The 21,297-nt window shown below is 34.8% G+C and carries 12 protein-coding genes; 1 reads left to right on the top strand and 11 read right to left on the bottom strand.

What is annotated here, in order from left to right:
- Window positions 1–310 precede the first annotated feature (310 nt).
- The 6 genes from yidC to guaA form a co-directional block, all read right to left on the bottom strand.
- Complete coding sequence (gene yidC, locus HM987_RS05140) at window positions 311–2,218, bottom strand: membrane protein insertase YidC (protein ID WP_179005843.1); 1,908 nt, start codon at window positions 2,216–2,218, stop codon at window positions 311–313.
- A gap of 135 nt (window positions 2,219–2,353) precedes the next feature.
- Window positions 2,354–3,973: a CTP synthase gene (locus HM987_RS05135; RefSeq protein ID WP_179005840.1), complete on the bottom strand. Its 1,620-nt coding sequence runs from the start codon at window positions 3,971–3,973 to the stop codon at window positions 2,354–2,356.
- Between the two features lie 323 nt (window positions 3,974–4,296).
- Entirely contained in the window at window positions 4,297–4,524 is a 228-nt protein-coding gene (locus HM987_RS05130) for a DUF3820 family protein (protein WP_179005838.1), read from the bottom strand.
- A gap of 74 nt (window positions 4,525–4,598) precedes the next feature.
- A complete protein-coding gene (locus HM987_RS05125; protein ID WP_229724607.1) occupies window positions 4,599–5,135 on the bottom strand; it encodes a DUF922 domain-containing protein in 537 nt (178 codons plus the stop codon).
- A gap of 109 nt (window positions 5,136–5,244) precedes the next feature.
- The gene (locus HM987_RS05120; protein WP_179005836.1) at window positions 5,245–7,152 is read right to left on the bottom strand and encodes a LysM peptidoglycan-binding domain-containing protein; all 1,908 of its coding nucleotides are present in this window, start codon (window positions 7,150–7,152) and stop codon (window positions 5,245–5,247) included.
- Between the two features lie 192 nt (window positions 7,153–7,344).
- Window positions 7,345–8,880: a glutamine-hydrolyzing GMP synthase gene (gene guaA / locus HM987_RS05115; protein ID WP_179005834.1), complete on the bottom strand. Its 1,536-nt coding sequence runs from the start codon at window positions 8,878–8,880 to the stop codon at window positions 7,345–7,347.
- A 189-nt stretch (window positions 8,881–9,069) separates the two neighbouring features.
- Between guaA and HM987_RS05110 the strand changes: the two genes are divergently transcribed.
- On the top strand, window positions 9,070–10,953 hold the full coding sequence (locus HM987_RS05110) for a tetratricopeptide repeat protein (RefSeq protein ID WP_179005832.1): 1,884 nt from the start codon (window positions 9,070–9,072) through the stop codon (window positions 10,951–10,953).
- Window positions 10,954–11,344: 391 nt separating this feature from the next.
- On the opposite strand, the gene HM987_RS05105 is transcribed toward HM987_RS05110, so the two are convergent.
- The 5 genes from HM987_RS05105 to HM987_RS05085 all read right to left on the bottom strand — a co-directional run bounded on the left by HM987_RS05105 (window position 11,345) and on the right by HM987_RS05085 (window position 21,257).
- Window positions 11,345–12,043: a hypothetical protein gene (locus HM987_RS05105; RefSeq protein ID WP_179005830.1), complete on the bottom strand. Its 699-nt coding sequence runs from the start codon at window positions 12,041–12,043 to the stop codon at window positions 11,345–11,347.
- Complete coding sequence (locus HM987_RS05100; RefSeq protein WP_179005828.1) at window positions 12,040–17,709, bottom strand: T9SS type A sorting domain-containing protein; 5,670 nt, start codon at window positions 17,707–17,709, stop codon at window positions 12,040–12,042. The genes HM987_RS05105 and HM987_RS05100 overlap by 4 nt, the downstream gene beginning before the upstream one ends.
- Before the next feature lie 34 nt (window positions 17,710–17,743).
- A complete protein-coding gene (locus HM987_RS05095; protein WP_179005826.1) occupies window positions 17,744–19,957 on the bottom strand; it encodes a hypothetical protein in 2,214 nt (737 codons plus the stop codon).
- 32 nt (window positions 19,958–19,989) lie between these two features.
- Entirely contained in the window at window positions 19,990–20,502 is a 513-nt protein-coding gene (locus HM987_RS05090) for a T9SS type A sorting domain-containing protein (RefSeq protein WP_179005824.1), read from the bottom strand.
- Between the two features lie 107 nt (window positions 20,503–20,609).
- Window positions 20,610–21,257: a hypothetical protein gene (locus HM987_RS05085; protein ID WP_179005822.1), complete on the bottom strand. Its 648-nt coding sequence runs from the start codon at window positions 21,255–21,257 to the stop codon at window positions 20,610–20,612.
- Window positions 21,258–21,297 lie beyond the last annotated feature (40 nt).

Here is a 21,297-nt window from a genome sequence, read left to right as displayed (position 1 = left end):
TTGTAATTTGGATAAATCTTCAATAGTTCCAATAGTTTGAAGCCTATTTTAAATCAAAGTCTATCATTTTGAATATCGCACTTATTAAACATAAATCATCCTATTTACACCACCCCATAATTGGTAATCTTTTCATCAACGGCATAGCAACTTGATTGAGGAAATGAGCTTCTATATTTTCTAGAATCATCCTTATTTCCTCTTTAATAAAAGTTTAATTTATAAATTATAAGCATCATCAAGACATAAAAAAAGCCTTAGTAGTTAACTAAGGCTCATTTAGATGATAATCTTATTTCAAAGCAAGGTCTTATTTCTTCTTCTTCCCTTTTTGTTGAGCTTGCTTCTGTGCTTCTGCTTGCTCCATCATCTCAGCCATTTTCTTCTGAAACTTATTTTGTTTCTTAGGCTTTGTTTTACTGACTTCAATTTTAGCCAGTACTTTATCTTCATCAATAATGTAGTTCTTAATGACCAACATTATTCCAATACTAATTAAGTTAGAAATAAAGTAATACAAACTTAAACCAGAGGCATAGTTGTTAAAGAATACTAACATTAAAATTGGCGAGAAGTAAATCATATACTTCATCATTTTCGCCATATCTGGCATCCCTTCCTGTGTTGGTTGCGTTGCTACCTGCTGACCAGTAGTCATTTTCATATAGAAGAAAATAGCAATGGCTGCTAATATTGGAAACAAGGCCACGTGGTCTCCATATAATGGAATAGGAAACGGCAATTCGTAAATAGAATCATAGGAACTTAAATCGTCTGCCCAAAGGAAACTTTTTTGTCTTAAATCAAAAGCCGTTGGAAAAAATTGAAACAAAGCATAAAACACAGGAATCTGCATTAGACCTGGTAAACAGCCACTTAATGGGCTTGCGCCAGCTCTACTCTGGATGGCCATTGTCTCTTGTTGTGCTTTTAACTTATTGTCCTTATACTTTTCTCTAACCGCATCCAGTTCCGGCTTTAAGATTTTCATCTTCGCTTGGGACAAGAATTGCTTGTATTGTACAAAAGACAATAATATTTTAACCATAATGGTCATCACTATAATTGCAATTCCATGCGGTAAATACTGAATTAAAAACCCAAATAAAGGAATAAATATAATTTTGTTTATCCAACCGAAAATTCCCCAACCAAACGGAATACTCTCGTCTAAACCTTTATCATATGTTTTTAAAACCTCTGCTTTTGTCGGGCCATAATACAAGCCCAAATTTTTACTTAATTCGCCTCCATTATACGCCAATGGAAACTTAGAAGAGTATGTTTTTGTGTAAAGCGTATCTATTTCGTCATCCTCTACTAAATCTTTGGAGGTCATTGCCACATTTTTAAACGGGCTATCATTTGAAACTAAAATAGAACTGAAAAAGAACTGTCTGTAAGATAACCATTCTACATCTTCGGCAGTCTCCTCATCGTCGCCACCTTGTGATAATTTATCAACCTTTCCATCATCGTGCATGTAGGTTAATCTGGTATAACGGTTTTCGTAACTAATGCTTTTTGCGTGACGAATCCCTTTTTGTTTCCAGTCTAATGTTACAGGTTGAGACGTATTAAACACACCACTTAAACCTTGTGATCTGATTGAAAAATCAATCATATAATTATCAGGTTTCAACTCGTAACGGTATTCCAAAAATGCGTTCTCGGAAGCCTTAAATTTCATGGAAACAACTGTGTTTGCTCCACTTTTTGTTACACTTGGTTGAAAAGGTAAATCCTGTGTATTATATGTACGGTTGTCCGACGTACCAAATGTAATGTTGAATGCACTGTTATTATCCTTTACCAAATAAATAGGAACAGAATCATAATCTACGAAGTTCTTCAATTTAACCTGTGCCAAATGACCACCAATCCGACTAAACTTAAGTTCAAAAACATCGGTTTGTACGGTTGTTATATCTTTTCCTGGTAAGGTTGCGGCATAGGCAAAAGTGCCTAATTTATTTTGACGTACAACCTGTTGTGTGGAGTCTAAGGATTGTGTAATTGTATAGTCATCTGAAGTGGTAACCAAGGGTTCATCTTGCTTAGTTTCCTTCTTTTCGGCTTCAACTTGCTCCTGCTCTGCTTTTTTCTGAGCTTCAAGTTCCTCTGGTGTTGGTTGATTTTGGTACATCATAAATACCAAAATTCCGAATATGAGGACAAAACCTATTATAGATTTAATGTCTAATTTCTTTTCTTCCATTTATTTTCAGTTTTAGACCTGTCAGATTTTTGTATGCTGAACTCGTTTCAGTATCTAACCTCACAGATCCTAATAAAGTAACAATTGGCTAAATCAAATAGTTAACCAAAACTTCATTTGCGCCAAAGTGGCATATTATTTTTTGTTCTTCTTATATTTTAAAGCCGCAGCTACAAATGCCACAAACAGAGGATGTGGATTTCTCACTGTACTTTTATATTCCGGATGGTATTGCACGCCAACAAACCAATTATTTTCAGGAATTTCAATAATTTCAACTAAACCCGTGTCAGGATTATAACCCGTTGGCTTTAATCCAGAATTTTCAAATTGCGCTTTAAAATCGTTGTTAAATTCAAAACGGTGTCTGTGTCTTTCTGTTATGGTTTCCGTTTTATAAACTTTGTAGGCAATACTATCTTTTTCGAGTTGGCAGTCCCAAGTTCCTAAACGCATTGTGCCACCTTTATTAATCACATTCTTCTGCGATTCCATTAAATTAATGACAGGATTTAGCGTCTGCCCATCCATTTCCAATGAATTTGCATCCTTAATATTCAATACGTTTCTAGCATATTCAATAACGGCCATTTGCATGCCTAAACAAATGCCTAAAAATGGAATATTGTTTTCCCTCACAAAGCGAACGGCATCAATTTTACCTTCGATACCACGTTCTCCAAAACCTGGCGCGACCAGAACACCATCTAAATGCCCTAATTTAAATTCGATATTACTTTCAGATAAATATTCGGAATGAATCGGTTCTACAACTACCTTAACTTCATTTTCCGCGCCTGCATGAATAAAAGCCTCGAGAATAGATTTATAAGAATCCTGTAATTCTACATATTTACCGATTAGACCAATGGTAACTTCACTTTTAGGATTTTTATGACGTTTTAAAAACTGGTTCCAATTTTTTAAATCCGGTTTATCACTTTTCAATTGTAGTTGATTTAAAACCACTTTATCCAAGCCTTCATCCAACATTAAATTTGGTACGTCGTAAATAGTAGAAGCATCAATAGATTCAATAACAGCTTCCTTCTTTACATTACAAAAACGTGCAAGTTTCGTTTTTAAGCCTTCATTAAGCGGATGTTCTGTTCGGCACACCAAAATATCGGCTTGCACACCACTTTCCATCAAGGTTTTTACGCTGTGTTGGGTTGGTTTGGTCTTTAATTCGCCGGCAGCAGATAAATAAGGCACCAAGGTTAAATGAATTACACAAGTGTTGTGTTCTCCTAAATCCCATTCCAATTGTCTAACGGCTTCAATGTATGGTAAAGACTCTATATCCCCAACGGTTCCACCTATTTCGGTAATAACAATATCATAATCGCCAGAGTTACCTAAAATTTGAATTCTTCGTTTAATTTCGTCTGTAATATGTGGTATTACCTGTACTGTTTTTCCTAAAAATTCGCCACGTCTTTCTTTATCGATAACGCTTTGGTAAATCCTACCAGTCGTAACGTTATTGGCTTGTGATGTAGCCACATTTAGAAAACGCTCATAATGGCCTAAATCCAAATCGGTTTCTGCACCATCATCCGTAACGTAGCATTCACCATGCTCATAAGGATTTAAGGTGCCTGGATCAATATTAATATATGGATCTAATTTTTGGATGGTAATTCTGTAACCTTGTGCTTGTAAGAGTTTAGCTAAAGATGCAGCTATAATGCCTTTTCCGAGAGAAGAAGACACGCCTCCTGTTACAAAAATGTATTTAGGGTTTGTGGTCATGGTACGTTGTTAAACGCAGGCAAAATTACGAAATAAAACGAGTAATCTATGAATTGTTTATGGTTTGTTAATATGTTATAGCTAAGATGGACAAACCTCTGTTTTATTGAGACATACAACGGATATAATTTGCTAATTAATGAAAATAGTCGTAATTCGTAAGTGAATTAAAACCCTAAACTTTTTGAAATTCCGATTCATTGTCATTTTATTATTTTCTGTATGCGCTTCTTGCAAGAAAAAATAGTGAATTTAACTAGTTTCGATCTGTATAATAAATTAACTACTTAATCACGAAGCTAATCCTAAACGAACCACGAATATTATTTCCGAAAATCCCGACGAATCGTATAAATCAATTCTTCCAAACCATTGATTTTAATATCACACATTTGTGCCATCATGCGACCGAGTTTGCCTTCTGGAAATCCTTTTTGTTGAAACCAGATGTAGTAATGTTCAGGGATATCAATCAAATATTGGTCTTTATATTTACCAAAAGGCATTTTGTAGTGTGCCAATTCAATTAAAACTGTGCCGTCTAATTCCATTTTGATTGTGTATTATGGATGTTCAAAAGAGATTCCTGCTGAAGCTTGTCTTGAGCTTGTCAATAGGAAGACATTTATGACTTAAATTCATCTAAACTTTTAAGCTCCTTTGCAATAAACGCTTCCCATTCTTTTTGCTTCTCTATATTCATAGAATGGTTGGTCTCTTTATCGTATCGCTTTTGGGTTTCATTAACGGCTTCGTTAATAGCAACATGAAGTTTATTCATCTGCTTTTTTACATTTTGATTCGCTTTAAGCTGTGTTAAATGTTGTCTAAATTGACGTGCGTAGAGTTCGGTGATATCAAAGTGCAATTGTTCGTGAGCCAATATGTGGGCATTCCCCTTTTCTTTTAAATACCATGATTTATTTGGGTAAAATTGAGCCTCGACAGTTGCAGAAAAATCGACGATTCTTTCTTCAGATGTTCTTACGGAATAGCCAAATGTAATTCCAGATGCTGTTAAAGCAACGGCATCCGATTCCAAATCAGGATCGGCTTTAAAATCTGCCCATGTAAGCTTCGTTGTTTCATCCCAAACCATGGTTTGGTCGTTAGAAACACTTCCTACGTAAAATAAGGTTAAAATAATAAGTAGATTTTTCAAGGGGTAAACATTTATAAAATGATTTTAAATGTATCATCTTTTTCTTTTTAGGAATAAAAATTACGCTATAAGACCAAAAAACCAACCTTAAATAACATTTCCAAACCTATCAATTCGCATTGACAATTCGTAAATCATCAAATTTCACAACATAAACAGCTTGATTTACGTAACCGCCAAAAAGATCTTTATTGTATCGAAACTTATTCTCTACGTATTCCGTTTCAATCGTTTCCAATGATGCACCATATAAATCTTCAGCTGAAGCCAAACGCATTAAAAGATCTAAAGTAATATCAAAGCCACGAGACACATATTTACTTGGCGATACGCCGTATTCCTCACGATAAGCGTTGACAAAACCATTGGCCTTAGTTTCGTCGAAATCCTTGTGAATTGATGGATAGTGAAACTTTAAATTAGACAAATTATTATTGTCTATATCCTTCCCTTCAAAAGCTCTATTTTTATCCGTTGTTGCCAAAATAATTTCCGTTTTCTCAATTACCAATCCATTGAGCATACTGATAACACTAGACACAAAAGCATTATTATCGGTTTCTAAAAATACATAAGTTTTACCAGCTGCAAATACGTTCTGTAAATCGGCATGATAAATAAAATGGGCATCTTTCGTTTTATCTTTTTTATCCATTCTAGACAGAATCAGTTTCGAATTAGGAAACTCTTTCTGCAAAGCTTCACTGGTCGTTTTATGTGCTCGGTCCGAAATAATAACAACCCTTGTTTTTAAACTATCCGTTTTTACAAAATCGATCATCGCTTTGCGTAATAATTTTTCTTCCGGGATGGTTTGAAACACATTACTGTAGACTTCCTTTGGTTTATTCATGGCCGCAATAACCGGAACATTATCTGATCTTAAGGCCAGCGCGACGCGATTGAAACTCTTTTCTTCCATAGGTCCAATAACCGCATCATAGTCTGAAAAATCATTATCGTCCAATAATTCACTAGTGGCCGAAACATGATACCGTGTATCCAACACCTTTAAATCGGTCGAAATTCCTAATTGTTTAGCGGAATCTAAAGCCATCATCACACCAACATGAAAATCCAACACAACAGATAATCGCCTATCTTCTTTAATTTTATTTTTAGTTTCCTCAACGGCATCCACATCAATTCTATCGAGACGATATGGCATCATCAACGCCAGTTTTTTTGTTTTAAAGTTAGTTAAGCTGCTTCTTAAATTGGTAGTTTCAACAGTTGTTAAACTGCCTAATGTATCAACACTTTCTGGCACTTTTAGAACCATTCCTGCTTTTAATCCAGTTTCTTTTAATTCTGGATTTAATTGCTCTAACTGTTCTTGTGTTAAGTTCAATTTCACTTTTAATCTGTAAAAACCTTCTTTTGGTAACACTTCATAATAACTAAACGTAGTGTCAATCGCTTTTTCTTCTTGATCTTTAATATTTGGTACGTTCAGCTCGTCACCTGGCTGAATGGTCTCGTTCATAAAAGGATTTAAAGCCTCTAATTCCGATACTGAAATTCCGAACTTATAGGCGATTCGCCATTTCCCTTCTTTGGGTTGAACCGTATATTTTTTTATGGTATTACTCAAGGTTTGTTTGGAAACTACAGTTCTATATCTTGGAATTCTAATCTTATCGCCTTTTTTGAGATTTTCTGAATATAGAAAGCGATTGGCCTTCTTAATTTCCTCTTCAGAAACATTGTGCTCTTGAGCCAAGCCATATAAAGTCTCTTTCCGCCTTACCTTATGATTTTTATAACCAATAAGCTCTCTTCTGTCCTCTACGATGTCATCATTCTTCACTTTAGAATTCGGAATGATTAAAACCGTATTCGGCTGAAATTTCCGCTTGGCATCCGGATTTAATGCATAAATATCATGCGGTGTAACCAAATATTGTTTGGCAATAGTTTGAATGGTTTCACCTGGTTCTACCGTATGCTCAATATAATTCTGGGCACTTAAGCCCATTGTAAAAGCGATTAGTATGATGGTTAAGATGTTTTTCATGTATTATAAATTACTGTAATGAGGCACTTCGACTACGCTCAGTGTCCAAATTCACTTTTCTATTTTTAATTATTAACTGCGACTAAAAACTGTTCACTTCGATTAACATGTCACTTCGACTACGCTCAGCGACCAGCGCTTAGCGACTCAATTCTTTTTTTAATGAATACGGCCTGAACACTGCCAACTTTTTTATTCCCATTCAATAGTAGCTGGTGGCTTGGAACTGATATCATAAACAACTCTATTCACACCTTTTACTTTATTTATAATTTCGTTAGAGGTTTTTTGCAAAAACTCATACGGTAAATTTACCCAATCCGCGGTCATTCCATCTGTACTTTCCACAGCTCGTAAAGCTACACATTTTTCGTAAGTACGTTCATCGCCCATCACTCCGACGCTATTTACAGGTAATAACATGGCACCTGCCTGCCAAACTTTATCGTACAAATTCCATGAACGTAAATTATTGATAAACACAAAATCGACCTCTTGTAAAATACGGACTTTCTCCGCAGTTATATCACCAAGAATCCGAATGGCTAATCCAGGTCCCGGAAATGGATGACGGCCCAATAATTGTTTGTCCATATTCATGGAAGCACCTACACGTCTTACTTCATCTTTAAACAAAGCTTTTAGTGGTTCTACGACTTTCAGCTTCATAAAATCTGGTAAGCCACCGACATTATGATGACTTTTAATGGTGGCACTTGGACCACCAGTTGCCGACACACTTTCTATGACATCTGGATAAATGGTGCCTTGTGCCAACCATTTCACATCTTTAATATCGTGTGCTTCATCATCAAAAACCTCAATAAACGCACTACCTATCGCTTTTCTTTTCAGCTCGGGATCACTCAGTCCTTTTAAAGCATCCAAAAAGCGTGCCGAAGCATCTACACCTTTAACGTTCAATCCCATGCCTTCGTATTGCGTAAGGACATCTTCAAACTCATTTTTTCGTAAGAGTCCGTTATTTACAAAGATGCAATAGAGGTTTTTACCAATCGCTTTATGAAGCAACATAGCAGCAACCGATGAATCTACGCCTCCAGATAAACCGAGAACAACTTTATCATTGCCAAGTTTAGCTTTCAAATCATCAACGGTTTCTTCAACAAAAGATTGTGGTGTCCAATCTTGTTCCACCTCTGCTATCTTAACTAAAAAGTTCTTTAATAATTGTGCGCCATCAGTTGTATGATAAACTTCGGGATGAAATTGAATGGCATAAGTTTGCTCATTTTCAATTTTATAGGCTGCATTTTCAACATCAGTGGTACTTGCTAAAAGCACCGCATTGGTTGGTAGTTTTTTTATGGTATCACTATGGCTCATCCAAACTTGGCTGCCTTCATGGATGTTTTCAAAGAAATCATCCTCAGATTTTACAAAACTTAAATTGGCCCTTCCATATTCCCTTGTACTCGATTCTGCAACCTTTCCACCAGAAAAATGTGCCAAATATTGTGCGCCGTAACAAACGGCTAGCATTGGTTTTTTTCCTCGAATTTCATCTAAATTAGGATGAAGCACATCTTCTCCTCTTACGGAATTTGGGCTACCCGATAAAATGACCGCTTTAAAACTGTCTGAATCTGTTGGAATTTTATTGAAGGGATGGATTTCGCAATAGATATTTAACTCTCTAACTCTGCGTGCAATAAGCTGTGTGTATTGCGATCCGAAATCTAAAATTAGGACTTTGTTGTGTTGCATGTGCAAAAATAGCAATTGATTTTGAGATTTACGATTTACGATTTGTGATTTTTGATTTTTCTTCTAAACATTTGAAATTTACCGTAAAAAAACATTATTTCAAGAATGTCCGCCTTTTGTCCGGCACCTAAATTCTGAACCCTTTGCCGAAATTCTTATATTTATATCATCAACTAAAGTTTTATCATAATGAATTCTAATTTCAACAATAAGAAACACTTAGGACTAATTTTAATTTTGATTTTTTCAATGGCCCTAAACGCGCAAAACACAAAACTTATTGACAGTTTAAAACTTGAACTTAAAAACAGGACTGCAGACGATTCCATAAAGGTCAAAATTTTAACTAAGCTTCATGAAAAACTTATGTTTTCAAAACCAGAGGAAGCCAAAACCTACGCTTTAAAAGAACTGGAAATTTCGAAAAAAATAGGTTTCAAAAAAGGCATCGCAACTGGGAATATGCATATTGGTGATTATTATGGCAATAGGAATGAAAATGATTCTGCGCTGTACTATTTTAACAAGGCCAAGGCGTATTTCAAAGACATTAATAGCACCAGAGGCCTGATTTTTATAAACCACTCCTTAGCGAGTATCAAAGAATCTACTGGAAACCTAGATGAAGCCATTGCCATTACCAAAGAAACCTTAAACTTAATTGAAGATCATGAAGAAGAAGGCGATTTAAAGACAAAGTTCATTGGCGCACAACACAATGCGCTTGCCAATAGATATATCGAAAAAGGACATTATAGAATTGCATTGATTGAGGCTTTGAAAGCTTTAAAATGTTTTGAAAAAATAAATCATGAATCCAGAAAAGCAGATGTCATCAAACAAATTGGAGACATTGAATCAGGACTGGAAAATCATGATAACTCTATTTCATATTATGAGCAAGCTATTGAAATCTATAAAAAATTAGACGAAAAAATGTATTTGGCCTACGCTTATAATTCCTTAGGCATTTCCTATCAAAATTTGAAGGATTACGAAAACGCGAGGATAGCATTTAATATGGCAATTACAAACTCTGAAGCGGTTGAAGATAAGTTGTCACTTTCTAATGTGATGAACAATTTAGCAGAACTAGAAATAATTGACGGCAACTTCGCAAAGGCAGAAGGACTTTTGTTAACTGCCAAAACCTTGGCTGAAGAAGAAAATTTACAATTAAGCTTGGCTGGTGCTTATGATGGTTTATCAAAGGTTGATTACCAAACTAATAATTTATCGGCAGCCTTAATTAAAAACAATCAAGCCATAGCACTCACTAAAGAAAGTGGCGCGTTGCCTCATTTACAAAGTTTATATAAGTATCGTTCTGAAATTCTGGAAACGCTGAACGAACACGAAGAGGCTAATAATTATTTGAAAGCATCACATAAAATCAAGGATAGCATATTTTCAAATAAAAAAACGCAACAAATTGAAGAATTAAAAACGATTTATGAAACCGAAAAAAAAGAACAACAAATACAGCTTCAAAAAAATGAAATTGAGCTTTTGAATATTAAAGGTAAGGTTAATAACCTACAGCGCTTACTTTTAGCTTTTGGATTGGTTTTGGCTTTAATTGCTTTTTACGCATTTTATCAAAAAAACAAACGCAACAAATTAGACAAGGAAAAGGCTGAAGCCGAACTGGAATTCAAAACCAAAGAACTTACAACACACGCCTTGCATCTCGCCAAAAAGAACGAAGTTCTTAACGATATTAAACAAAAAGCCAAGGTATTTAAAAAGGAAGCCAAAGCAGATCGAGGTTACCAAACGCTCATACAAACTATTAATTTTGATTTAAAGGATGATAACAATTGGGAAAATTTCAGCAAATATTTTGAAGACGTGCATAAGGGGTTTAATGCAAAAGCACAAGAACAATTTCCTAAAATCACCTCAAATGATTTGCGCTTGATGTCCCTTTTAAAAATGAATTTATCTTCAAAGGAAATCGCCAATATTTTGAACATTTCAAACGATGGGATTAAAAAAGCGCGATACAGACTTCGCAAGAAACTCGACTTATCTACTGAAGATTCTTTACAGGAATTTATTTTAACGCTTTAAGATGAGCGCGATAAAAATCGAAAGTGTTTTATTATTGCAATTTCCCAAAGGGAAAAGAATTCGTGGTAACTAAATAATTCTGATGCATTATTGAGTAGTTATTGCTTTCGCTTAAACTCTAAAAATTTCGCCACGAATCTCACAAATTATCACGAATTCATTCGTTCTTTTAAGTAGCGCAGTAAATTTTTGACTATCTATTTCACAAATGAAACAGACTAAAAGTCTGTTTCAAAAACACTTGGACTTTCAGTCCATAGCAGTATAGTCACCCCTTTACGAAGTAAAATTCGTGCATTCGTGGCAAAAAACTCATGTTTTAATTTTTCCTAACGACCAATCACTTTATTTTATATTGATAAGTGCACAAAAACAGGACAATTATGCTAATTTAGTCCAATACACTAAATTGATGCACACCAGATTCCGATGTATTTCCTTTAGCATCCTTCGTTATAATATTCCAATAATAAATAGTACCCGAAGCAACTGAAACCGTAAATTGATTAACCGAAACATCACTTGTATTTATACTAGACTGAAGATCAGCACCGAAATAAACATCATAACCCACAATGTCGTTATCAACATCGCTTCCACTCCATTCCAAGGTTACAGAAGTTGTTGAATTTAATGTCTGCGCCATACTTGGTGAAATTATCTCTGCAGGAAAAGGTGCATACGTCTGTACGCCTGGACCAGCGTTATAAAAATTCCAGATAGCACTTTCTTTAATTTCTCCTTGTAATTCATAGTTTACAAACCATCTATAAGCTTCCGCTCGCTCTATGGTTACAGGAAATATAAAATCTAAGGTGTCATACTGTTCGATAGTTCCTGTAGACAAGTTTTCTATGCTCAATGTATAAGTTCCTGCATTATCATTGGGCTGCCATTCAAAATAAACGGTACTTTCCGTTGGTGTTAAGTTTGTTCCTTCATTACATAGCGTGTCATCGGAAGGAAAAACCAATGTTACTCCAGTTGGCGCATCTTGTGGGCCGTTTATGTTATTGAAACCATCATCGGTTGTATTACTGCATCCGAACAAAACAACTACAGCGCATAATATGGTAATTACTTTTTTCATTTTTTTACAATTTTAAAAGTTGATGTCTCGCTTTTGGTCTGTATAGACATAAGATACATACCAGTGGCTAAATGTTCTGTATCAATTGCATTGTAAACACCTTGATTTATAAATGTTTTGGTCAAAACTAACTGGCCAAACGTGGAATACATTTTTACTGTGACCTCATCTCCTACGTTTCCATCGTAGATGTTCAATTCATTTTTAAAAGGGTTAGGAAACAGCAGCGGTTCATCTGCTTTCATAATTTGCTCTTCAAAAACCCCTTGACAATCTAAATCTGTACTGACCTTCAACTGATTTACACCCTGTTGAAGTTGAAGTGTAAATGTTGAATTATGGGTTGTATAAGTATCATCATTTAACTGAATATAATAGATGGTACTGCCAGACATATCTAAGGTTACATCACTACCTGAAGCAGGTCGGCTCGCAAAAACACTTAGTGGATTCGGTTCGGTAATTACTATGGTATAACAACTTTGGTAATCTGGCCATTCTTCGATGGTAACGCACATTTCATACGTGTCAGCCAAAAGATTGAAAATATCAACATCATTCGTGAAGTTGTATTCTTGATAAAAAACCTCTCCTGTGCCGTCAAGAATATCCTGGCCGATTAGTGTCGCGGTATAATTATAAATTTCTTGAGCCGTTATGGTAATTTTACCGTTATTACTGTTTAAGCAAGTTTCCCCTGTGATTAAAACCGTGAAGTTGTCATTTTGCAAATCTGGTATGGCGCATCCAAACAAATCCACAGCAGCACCAAATTCGGTATTTGGACATAGGTCATCTGTGTTTGGCACACCATCATTATCAGCATCGTCGCAAATGGTTTGGTAACTTGCGGAATTGTCTTTAAACCAGCTATCATAAAAACCATCAAGGTTTTCAACTACTGCTAATGGATTATCAACCAAAATACATCCCAAATCTGGATTGTCGGTGGCATTGAATATGAATATATTTTCATTGTTTCCATTCTGAATATTGAGCTGGTCTCCAATTAACAAATTGGATTGGCAAAACAAGGTTTTTAAGTTGGTATTCTGAACAACACTCAAACTACTCAATTGATTAGACGAACAATTCAAATCTTCTAAATTCAATAATCCATCGACATTTAATTCCGTTATTAAATTAGTGGACACATCTACATCCAACAAACTTAAATTTGAATCTAAATTTATTGCGGTCAATGCATTATTGGACATATCTAAATCCGTTAAATTCAAAAGAAACGTCACATCAATTTCCGCAAGTAAATTATTGGAAGCATTGAGATTGACCAATTGAAGGTTGTTACTTAAATCAATTGCAGCGATAGTATTCCCTTCAATATTTAATTGCGTTAAACTGATAAAATCTTCTATACCGATTAAGTCTGAAATTTCTCTATTACTGATATTTAAGAACTCTACGTCTTCAATATTTTCGGTAAAAACATAATCGTTTAAAGGCCCTGAATCATATCCTAAGTCGATTAAAGCTTGCTCAAAATTATCATCTGGCACATAGGTTTCTCCAAAAAAGCAGTTTATGGCAAATTGTGCTGTGGCATCTATGTCCCAAGTGGCACCATTTGGGACTGTGCCATTATCAGTTTCAATACATAATAAATTAGGATTGTTAATGGCATTCAAATTCGTTAAAAGTGTGTTTTGACCGTTTTTAATATTGAGTGTTTCCAATAGATTTGATTCGCAGCTTATACTTGTTAAATTCTGATTTTGTTGAAAATCGAGAGTTACAATTGAATTGTTGTCACAATTGAAAACCTGTAGGGACAAAACGTCACTAGGTAAAAACGACGTCAATGTATTATATGACATATTTAAGTCTGAAAGATTCGCGTTAGCCGTTAAATCTAAAGTGCTGATTGAATTAAAAGCACAATTAAGCGTCATCAAAGCGATGTTAGTTGTTAGGTCTAAATCGGTCAATAAATTATCTGAACAATCGACTTCCAATAAATTTGAATTTGAGCTTAAATCCAATTCAATTATAGCATTGTTAGAGCAATTCAAAGTTTGTAAAGCAGCAAAATCTTCAATGCCTGTGAGGTCTGCAATCGTATTCCCGTTGACTTCCAGACTAACAACGTTAACTATGTTGGCAGTTAAGACATAATCGTTTAAAGGCCCAGAATCGTAGCCTAAATCGATGAGTGCTTGCTCAAAATTATCGTCTGGCACATAAGTTTCTCCAAAATTGCAATCTTCGCTAAACGTTGTGGCTTCATCTTTAATCCAACTCACATTGACATTATCTGCATCATCAACCTGAATACATTCCAAATTTGGATTTCCAGAGGCGTTAAAACTTGCTATTTCTGTATTGATTCCATTTTGAATGTTAACAAAACTCAATAGATTGTTAGACACATTAATGGAAATGTTTTCTGGGCAAAATTCTATTTGATTCGGTTGAAAAACGCAGGCCGAAATCGCCACAGCAGTTAAATCCAAATCGTTTTCAATTTGGTTGTTGCTGGCATCCAGTCGTTTTAAAAACTCCAAATTATTCGGCAAGATGACGCTCGATATCATATTCGAACTAAAATCAGCTGCAATCAAATTTCCATTGTTGAGTAAATCCAGTTCCGTCAGTTGATTGTTTGAACAGGATAATGACTCGAGTGATGGATTTGAAACTAAATTTAGAGCCGTTAGTTCATTAAAATCACAGTTCAAAAATTCTAAAAGCGCATTCGCAGATAGGTCGAGTGTTTGCAAACTGTTTTGAGATGCCAAGACCTCAACTAAATTGCCATTGTTTAAAAGCGATATTTCCGATATTTGATTATTGGTAATTGATAAAAAGACAAGTTCGGCATTATTATCAACATTGAGCTGGGTTAATTCATTTGACGACACATTTAAAACTTCCAATGCTTGATAATTATTTACAGATAAATTTATGATATCGTTATTGGCACAGCTTAGATTGATTAGCGTGGTATTTATTGTTCCTATAGTTGTTAAATTGCTAATTTGATTACTATCGCAATTCACATCTTCCAAAGCTGTATTGCTGCTTAAATCTAAAATGGTCAAATCATTATTAGAAGTATATAAAACTCTTAGCAATGCATTGTTATTGATATTAAGGTCTGAAATATTATTATCCGCACAATCCAATATTTCGAGATTGGTGTTTTGGGATGTATCTAAATTATTCAAATTGTTACCAGCGCAATACAAGGCTTTCAAACTTATAGTTCCTGTTGTATTGAATAAACCGTCTATATCGTTGGTATCATTTGTGAGTAGATAATTTGAACTACAATTCAAACGTTCTAAAAACAACATATCGCTCACATCCAATGTATTCAGGAAATTACCACTACAATCCAATTCAACCAATGACCTAAAATCTTGAATTCCTGTTAAGTCAGAAATACTCTTGTCACTAACATCCAAATTCTGGATATGTTCAATGTTTGCAGTCTTTACTTCGCCATCCAAAACATCATCATAGCCAAAATCAATTAAACTTTGTTCAAAAAACCCATCTGGAATTGCCGTCACACGGTTCGATACACAATCGCCATTATAGGCTGCAAAATCATCTTTTTGCCAAGTCCCAAGAATATTCCCAACAATAGCGTCATCCACATTTATACAATATAAATTGGAATTATTTGTAGCATTAAACGTTGTCAGTGCGCCATTGTTTCCATTTTCAATATTCAGGGTTAAGAAGCTGTTGTCGTTGCATAACAATGAGGTTAAAGCGGTATTTAAGGTAAGGTCTAAATCCGTGATTTCATTGTTTGAGCAATCTAAAATTTCTAAGTCTGTATTATTGCTTAAGTCTATGTTTGTTAATTCATTATATGAAATATTCAAGTCTATTAAATCCTCAAAATCTTGGATTCCGGTTAAATCAGCTATGGCGAGATTTGAAATATCCAGTGCTATTAAAGTATTAATATCTGTCGTTGCCACAAAGTTGTTTAATGTGCCGTCAGAATCAATTCCTACATCAATTAATTCTTGTTCAAAATTATCATCAGGAATATAAGTACCACAAGCAACATTGTAAGATGCTCCCAAATCTTTTTGCCAACCTGCAATATCCGGATAAGTCTCATCATCAACTTGAATACAGAACAGATTGTTATTATTTGTGGCATTGAACGTGGTAATTGTAGTATTGTTTCCGTTGTTAATATTTAAAGCAAACAAGTTATTATCGTTGCACAATACACTCACCAATGCGGTATTACTGACAAGATTCAAACTTTCTATTTGGTTGAACGAACAATCAAAATTACTTAGTAACGAAATCGTACTGACATCCAAATTGGTTAAGTTGTTATTGGAACAATTGATTGTAGTCAGCGCTAAATTTGTGCTTAAATCCAGATGTTCAATCATATTACTTGCACAATATAGTGTCGTAAACGCTGTATTTGTGCTTAAGTCCAAAGTTGTTAAATTGTTATTTGTAACGTCTATTTGGATGAGTTCTGTGTTATTTGATAAGTCTAAACTCTCTATGGAATTTGTACTACAATCTAAAATCTCCAAAGCTGAAAAATCTTCAATTCCCACTAAGCTGGAAATGGATTCATTTGAAACATCCAAACTTGTGAGCGCATCTATATTTTCAGTTAAAACCAGATTATCTAAAATATCGTCATGCCCATCGTTAATCAAAGCTTGCTCGAAATTATCGTCTGGTATATAGGTGTAAATATCTTCGCAGGTATTCTCGCTGAAATAGGTCCAATCATCCTTAATCCATCCCGAAGGTGTAAAACCGTTATCAATTTGAATACAGAATAAATCTGGATTGTCAGAGGCATTAAAAAATGAGACTAAGTTGTTGTAGCCGTTTGTAACGACTAATGCATTCAACAAATTATTCGATACATTTATGGTTGACAGGCCTTGACATACCGTAACAGGATCTGTTTGTGGATCCGGACAGACTACAGAATTCATAACTGATAAATCTAAATCAGTTAAAGCATTACCAGAAGCGTCAAGATTTTTCAATAATGGATTTGCTGACAGATTTAACGTAGAAATTTGGTTTGAAGCACAGTACAGGCTCTCTAAATTGGAATTATTACTAACATCTAATTCACCTTCTATCCTATTGTTTGAAACACTTAATGAAGATAGTTCCATATTATTGGAAACATCGATAAGCAGCAGTTGATTACCTGAAGCTGTTAAACTTTTTAAAGCTGTATTATTTGAAAGATCAATATTTTGTATTTGGTTATCCGCAAAATTCAATGTTTCTAAATTGCTATTACTACTAACATCTAAATCTGCGAGACTGTTGGAACCACAAAGCAAAGACACCAAATTGGAAATGTTGGAAATATCCAAGGATTCCAAGTTATTGTCACTACAGAACAGGTTGTTGAGCGCTGCAAAATCCTGAATTCCCGAAAGATTTGAAATACCCAAGCCACTAATATCTAAAAGCAACACTTCGCTAATACTTGCCGTTAATACCAAATTGTTGTTGGCAATACCATCTCCCATACTATTGGCATCACCAAGAGCAACTATTGCACCATCGGCTGAATGTGTTTCTAAATAGTTTTCGAAATTAGCATCTGGAATTGCTGTGGTCTGGGCTTCCAAGAAGTGAATTGAAAACAGAAATAATACTACTGAAAATAAAACTTTATTGGTCATCGACTTTAAGTTTCTAACTATTGAACATTGGCTTTTAGTGTCTTCCTTTTTTATCAATTTCTTGATGGAAATGAATTTGTTTGCTTAATCCTTCTTGAAGTTCGTTAAAAAATTTAGTCTTAAAAGCACCATCTGTTTTTAACTTATTTAAAGCTTCTACCAATTTTTCGTTTTCGCCGTTTTTATTGGAATTTAAAATCATCTCCTCTGCTAAAAGCAATCCCTTTTCAAAATCGTCCCTTGTTATTTTATGATAGATCACATCTGTTTCCGTAGATTCTATGATCTCATATTCTGAATGGCTTTCTTTTTCCTTCGCATTAGCATTTAAAGCCACTTGGTTACCTGAAACACCATTTTCAATAGCATTTATTTTCGATAAAATTGTTTGAATTTGATTTTTGAGGTAAGTAATTTCTTCAGCTTGTGTTTCTACTTTAGTTTCTAGTTGTTCAATAATAAAACTGCTATCATTTTTATTGACACCAACAGCTGTATTGATTAAATTGAAACTATTAGACTGTTCATTACTTGACCAAGCGACACCTACAATCTGTTTTAGCTGGTTTGCCTTGATATATTCTGGTTTAATGGCCATACCAACACCATCGTTTTTACCACTTGGTATAATATAATCTCCAATATTAACTTTGCCATAAACCTTAACTGGTACTTGTCCCATAAAAGCTACCTTTTCGTACTCAGCTTCACGGTTAGGTTGTGGCATGTTTCCTAAAACTATTGGTTTGTAGGATACCACCATCATTTTATCAGCACCTGTGAGGTTTTTAGAGACTTTTCCGCCTTTTACACCTACAATATCGCCATAGACCATTTTTTCGTTAACGTTTTCCCTGAGCAAATATTCAGCATAATCTCCAGATCCGGAAGCGTAGGTCACCCCTTCCAATAAGGCTTTATAATCCTGGTAATGATTGAGGTTAGACTGCGTAATACCGACACCGACAGCAGCCACTATAATTTGAAGACCCGCAACTATAGATTGTGCAGTACTACCAATGATCCAAGAAGGAATTGGTGCCGTAACACAAGCACCAAAACCTACGCAACCCGTAGATGATGTAGACGCAATTCCTATGGTACCTAAAGATTTAGCAAACTCATAGGCAGCCACTCCAGTATCAAAAATTGCATCATAAGAATCGTATTCTAAGGTTGTTAAATCAAAATTATAATCGTCATTGTTGGTAAATTCATTTATACGCTCTCCTTCTATTCTTCCCCAAGGCGATACTCTAGTTTCATCATAAAATGTAATAAAATTTGTGCTATTGCTTCTACTACCATCCACCTCAATTGCCAATCCAAACTGATTTGCATCAATAAGCACGGCGGATCTAAATTTACTATTAACAGATCCATCATCGATTCCTTCCGCTACCATTCTTATATTTTTTTGACCTTCTAGTTCTATTAATACATCTCCATTTAAGACGCTGCTTTCTGAAACAGTTAAATTAGTTGCATTTAAATCCCCAAAACTTGCCTCACCATTTACTGTTAGGTCACTTAACGTAGTGTCCCCAATAACATCCAAGGTTGCATTTAAAGTCGTGCCTTGCATAACATCCAAAGTACCGTTCAAGGTACTACTGCCATCAACTGTTAAATTACCAGTCAAATAGGTAGGATTCAGACCCAAAACGCTCAAGGTGTTATTGAGATTTGTTTCACCTAATACTGTTAAACTTCCAGTAAGATTGGTGGCATTTCCGTTGATAACATCCAATGTGCTTTCTAACGTGGTTGGTCCTTCAACTTCCAGTTCACCATTTAAAAACGTTCTATCATCAACCGTTAAAGTTCCAGTTGCGGTAATATTTCTGTGATATGCAAAAGGTAAAAATGTGAGTCTTTCCCTGCTCATAAATGTAAAATCATTTCCTGCCTCGAAATCGATTTCCACTTTTAAATCTTTTGCTGTGCCATCCCAATTCATTTCTTTGAAATAATCGTGATTGCCGTCACCGATTAGAAGGTTGATACGCCCAAATTCATCTGTATCTGTAATTTGTACTTCCTGAAATTCCAGTTGATTGTTCTCATCGTAAATGGTAAATCGAACAGCGATTGTAGTGCTTGGCAAGTAATTGCCTTCAGAATCTACTCCTGGTAATTCCAAAGCATCTGGTGAAACAATTACGGCCTGATAAGAAATACCATCAGTTTGCCCCTGGATTTGAGATATAAAACAAGCAAAGACTATTAAGGTTAGGATTCTCTTCATGATTTTTGATTTTATAATTATTGGTTTCATTTTTAAATTTTAATAAGTTTTGTCTGATAGTATTTATTTCCGGATATAACTTTCAAAAAATAGTTACCACTAGCAATGTCCCTTAATCTGAGTTCAATTGATTGTGCTGCTAAGAATTCTTGAGTATGTATTATTCTGGCATTAACATCAAACATCATAACTGAGATATCGTTTATCATGGTCTCACTAAACCTTACAATTATGAATTGGCTAAAAGGATTTGGATGCACTTTGGCACTTAAGCTGTCATCGGAATCTTTAGGTTTTGCTTTTATCTTAGTTGAAGGTTGCTGATAACCTTGTCTTAAATAATAGCCACGATTATAATGCGTACCAATGACGCTGGCTTGCCCAACGCTTTGACTAATTTTATAGGTACCTTTGGTGGTTGTAACGTTGTGAGAAGAACCACTACTTCCTAAATTGGATCTGATTATGCGATATTCCGAATTATCCTGAGCTTGCAAAACCTGTGCAAAACAGAGTAACATCAATGTGTATAGATTTTTCTTCATTTTATGGTCTTATTTAGTTGGATGTAGTTCTAAACTTAAAACTAAATCTTGATTAATTATTACGTTATTTTAATTGTCCACCATTTGTCCACTTGAACCCAAATTTTCTAATAACTACAGTAGCATCTAGGTAAATTAATAATGAAACCTAAACCAAAATGATGGGCATTAAAGGTTAACTTTTCACTAATCTCACCACTACTAATTAGTAAAGATTTTCCGTAGGTATAACCAGCAAAAATGGCAGTACTTCTTGAAATTGGATACTGCATTTCAAGTCCACCCCTCAAGAAAAATATGTTGTTATTAAATTCCTTTTCTCCAACAAGGTTATATACATCATTGTTTATAGTTTGTGTTCCTCGTATTAAAAATTCTGAAGCCATAGACAAATTGGCTAAAAATGTGAGATCTCTGAGTTGAAACAACTTTAGTCCCAAGCCTGCTTTTGCACCTATATGACTTAAGTCCCATTCAAAATAGTTATCTATACTAGGTTCGCTACCAATAGCTCCATAATTAGTGTAGGATGCACCAATTGAAAGAAATAAGGTTCTGTTACTGTTAATAGGTTGCCTATAACCCATACCGTAGTAAGATTTTGATTGAGATAATAAATTATCAATTGGTCTTCCTTGAGAATTTTCATAATTAAAAGAAGACAGCGTTGTACCAAATTCGAAGTAGAGCTGTTGGCCAAAAGATGACAAACCCGTCAATAAAATAACTGCGGCAATTGTATAATTCTTAAGCATTTAACCAGTATTTGTTGAAGCAATTTAGACAAAAAAGCAT

This window comes from Winogradskyella forsetii (assembly GCF_013394595.1).
In the GTDB taxonomy this organism is placed as follows: Bacteria; Bacteroidota; Bacteroidia; order Flavobacteriales; family Flavobacteriaceae; genus Winogradskyella; species Winogradskyella forsetii.
This window is presented reverse-complemented; position numbering and strand designations above follow the sequence as displayed.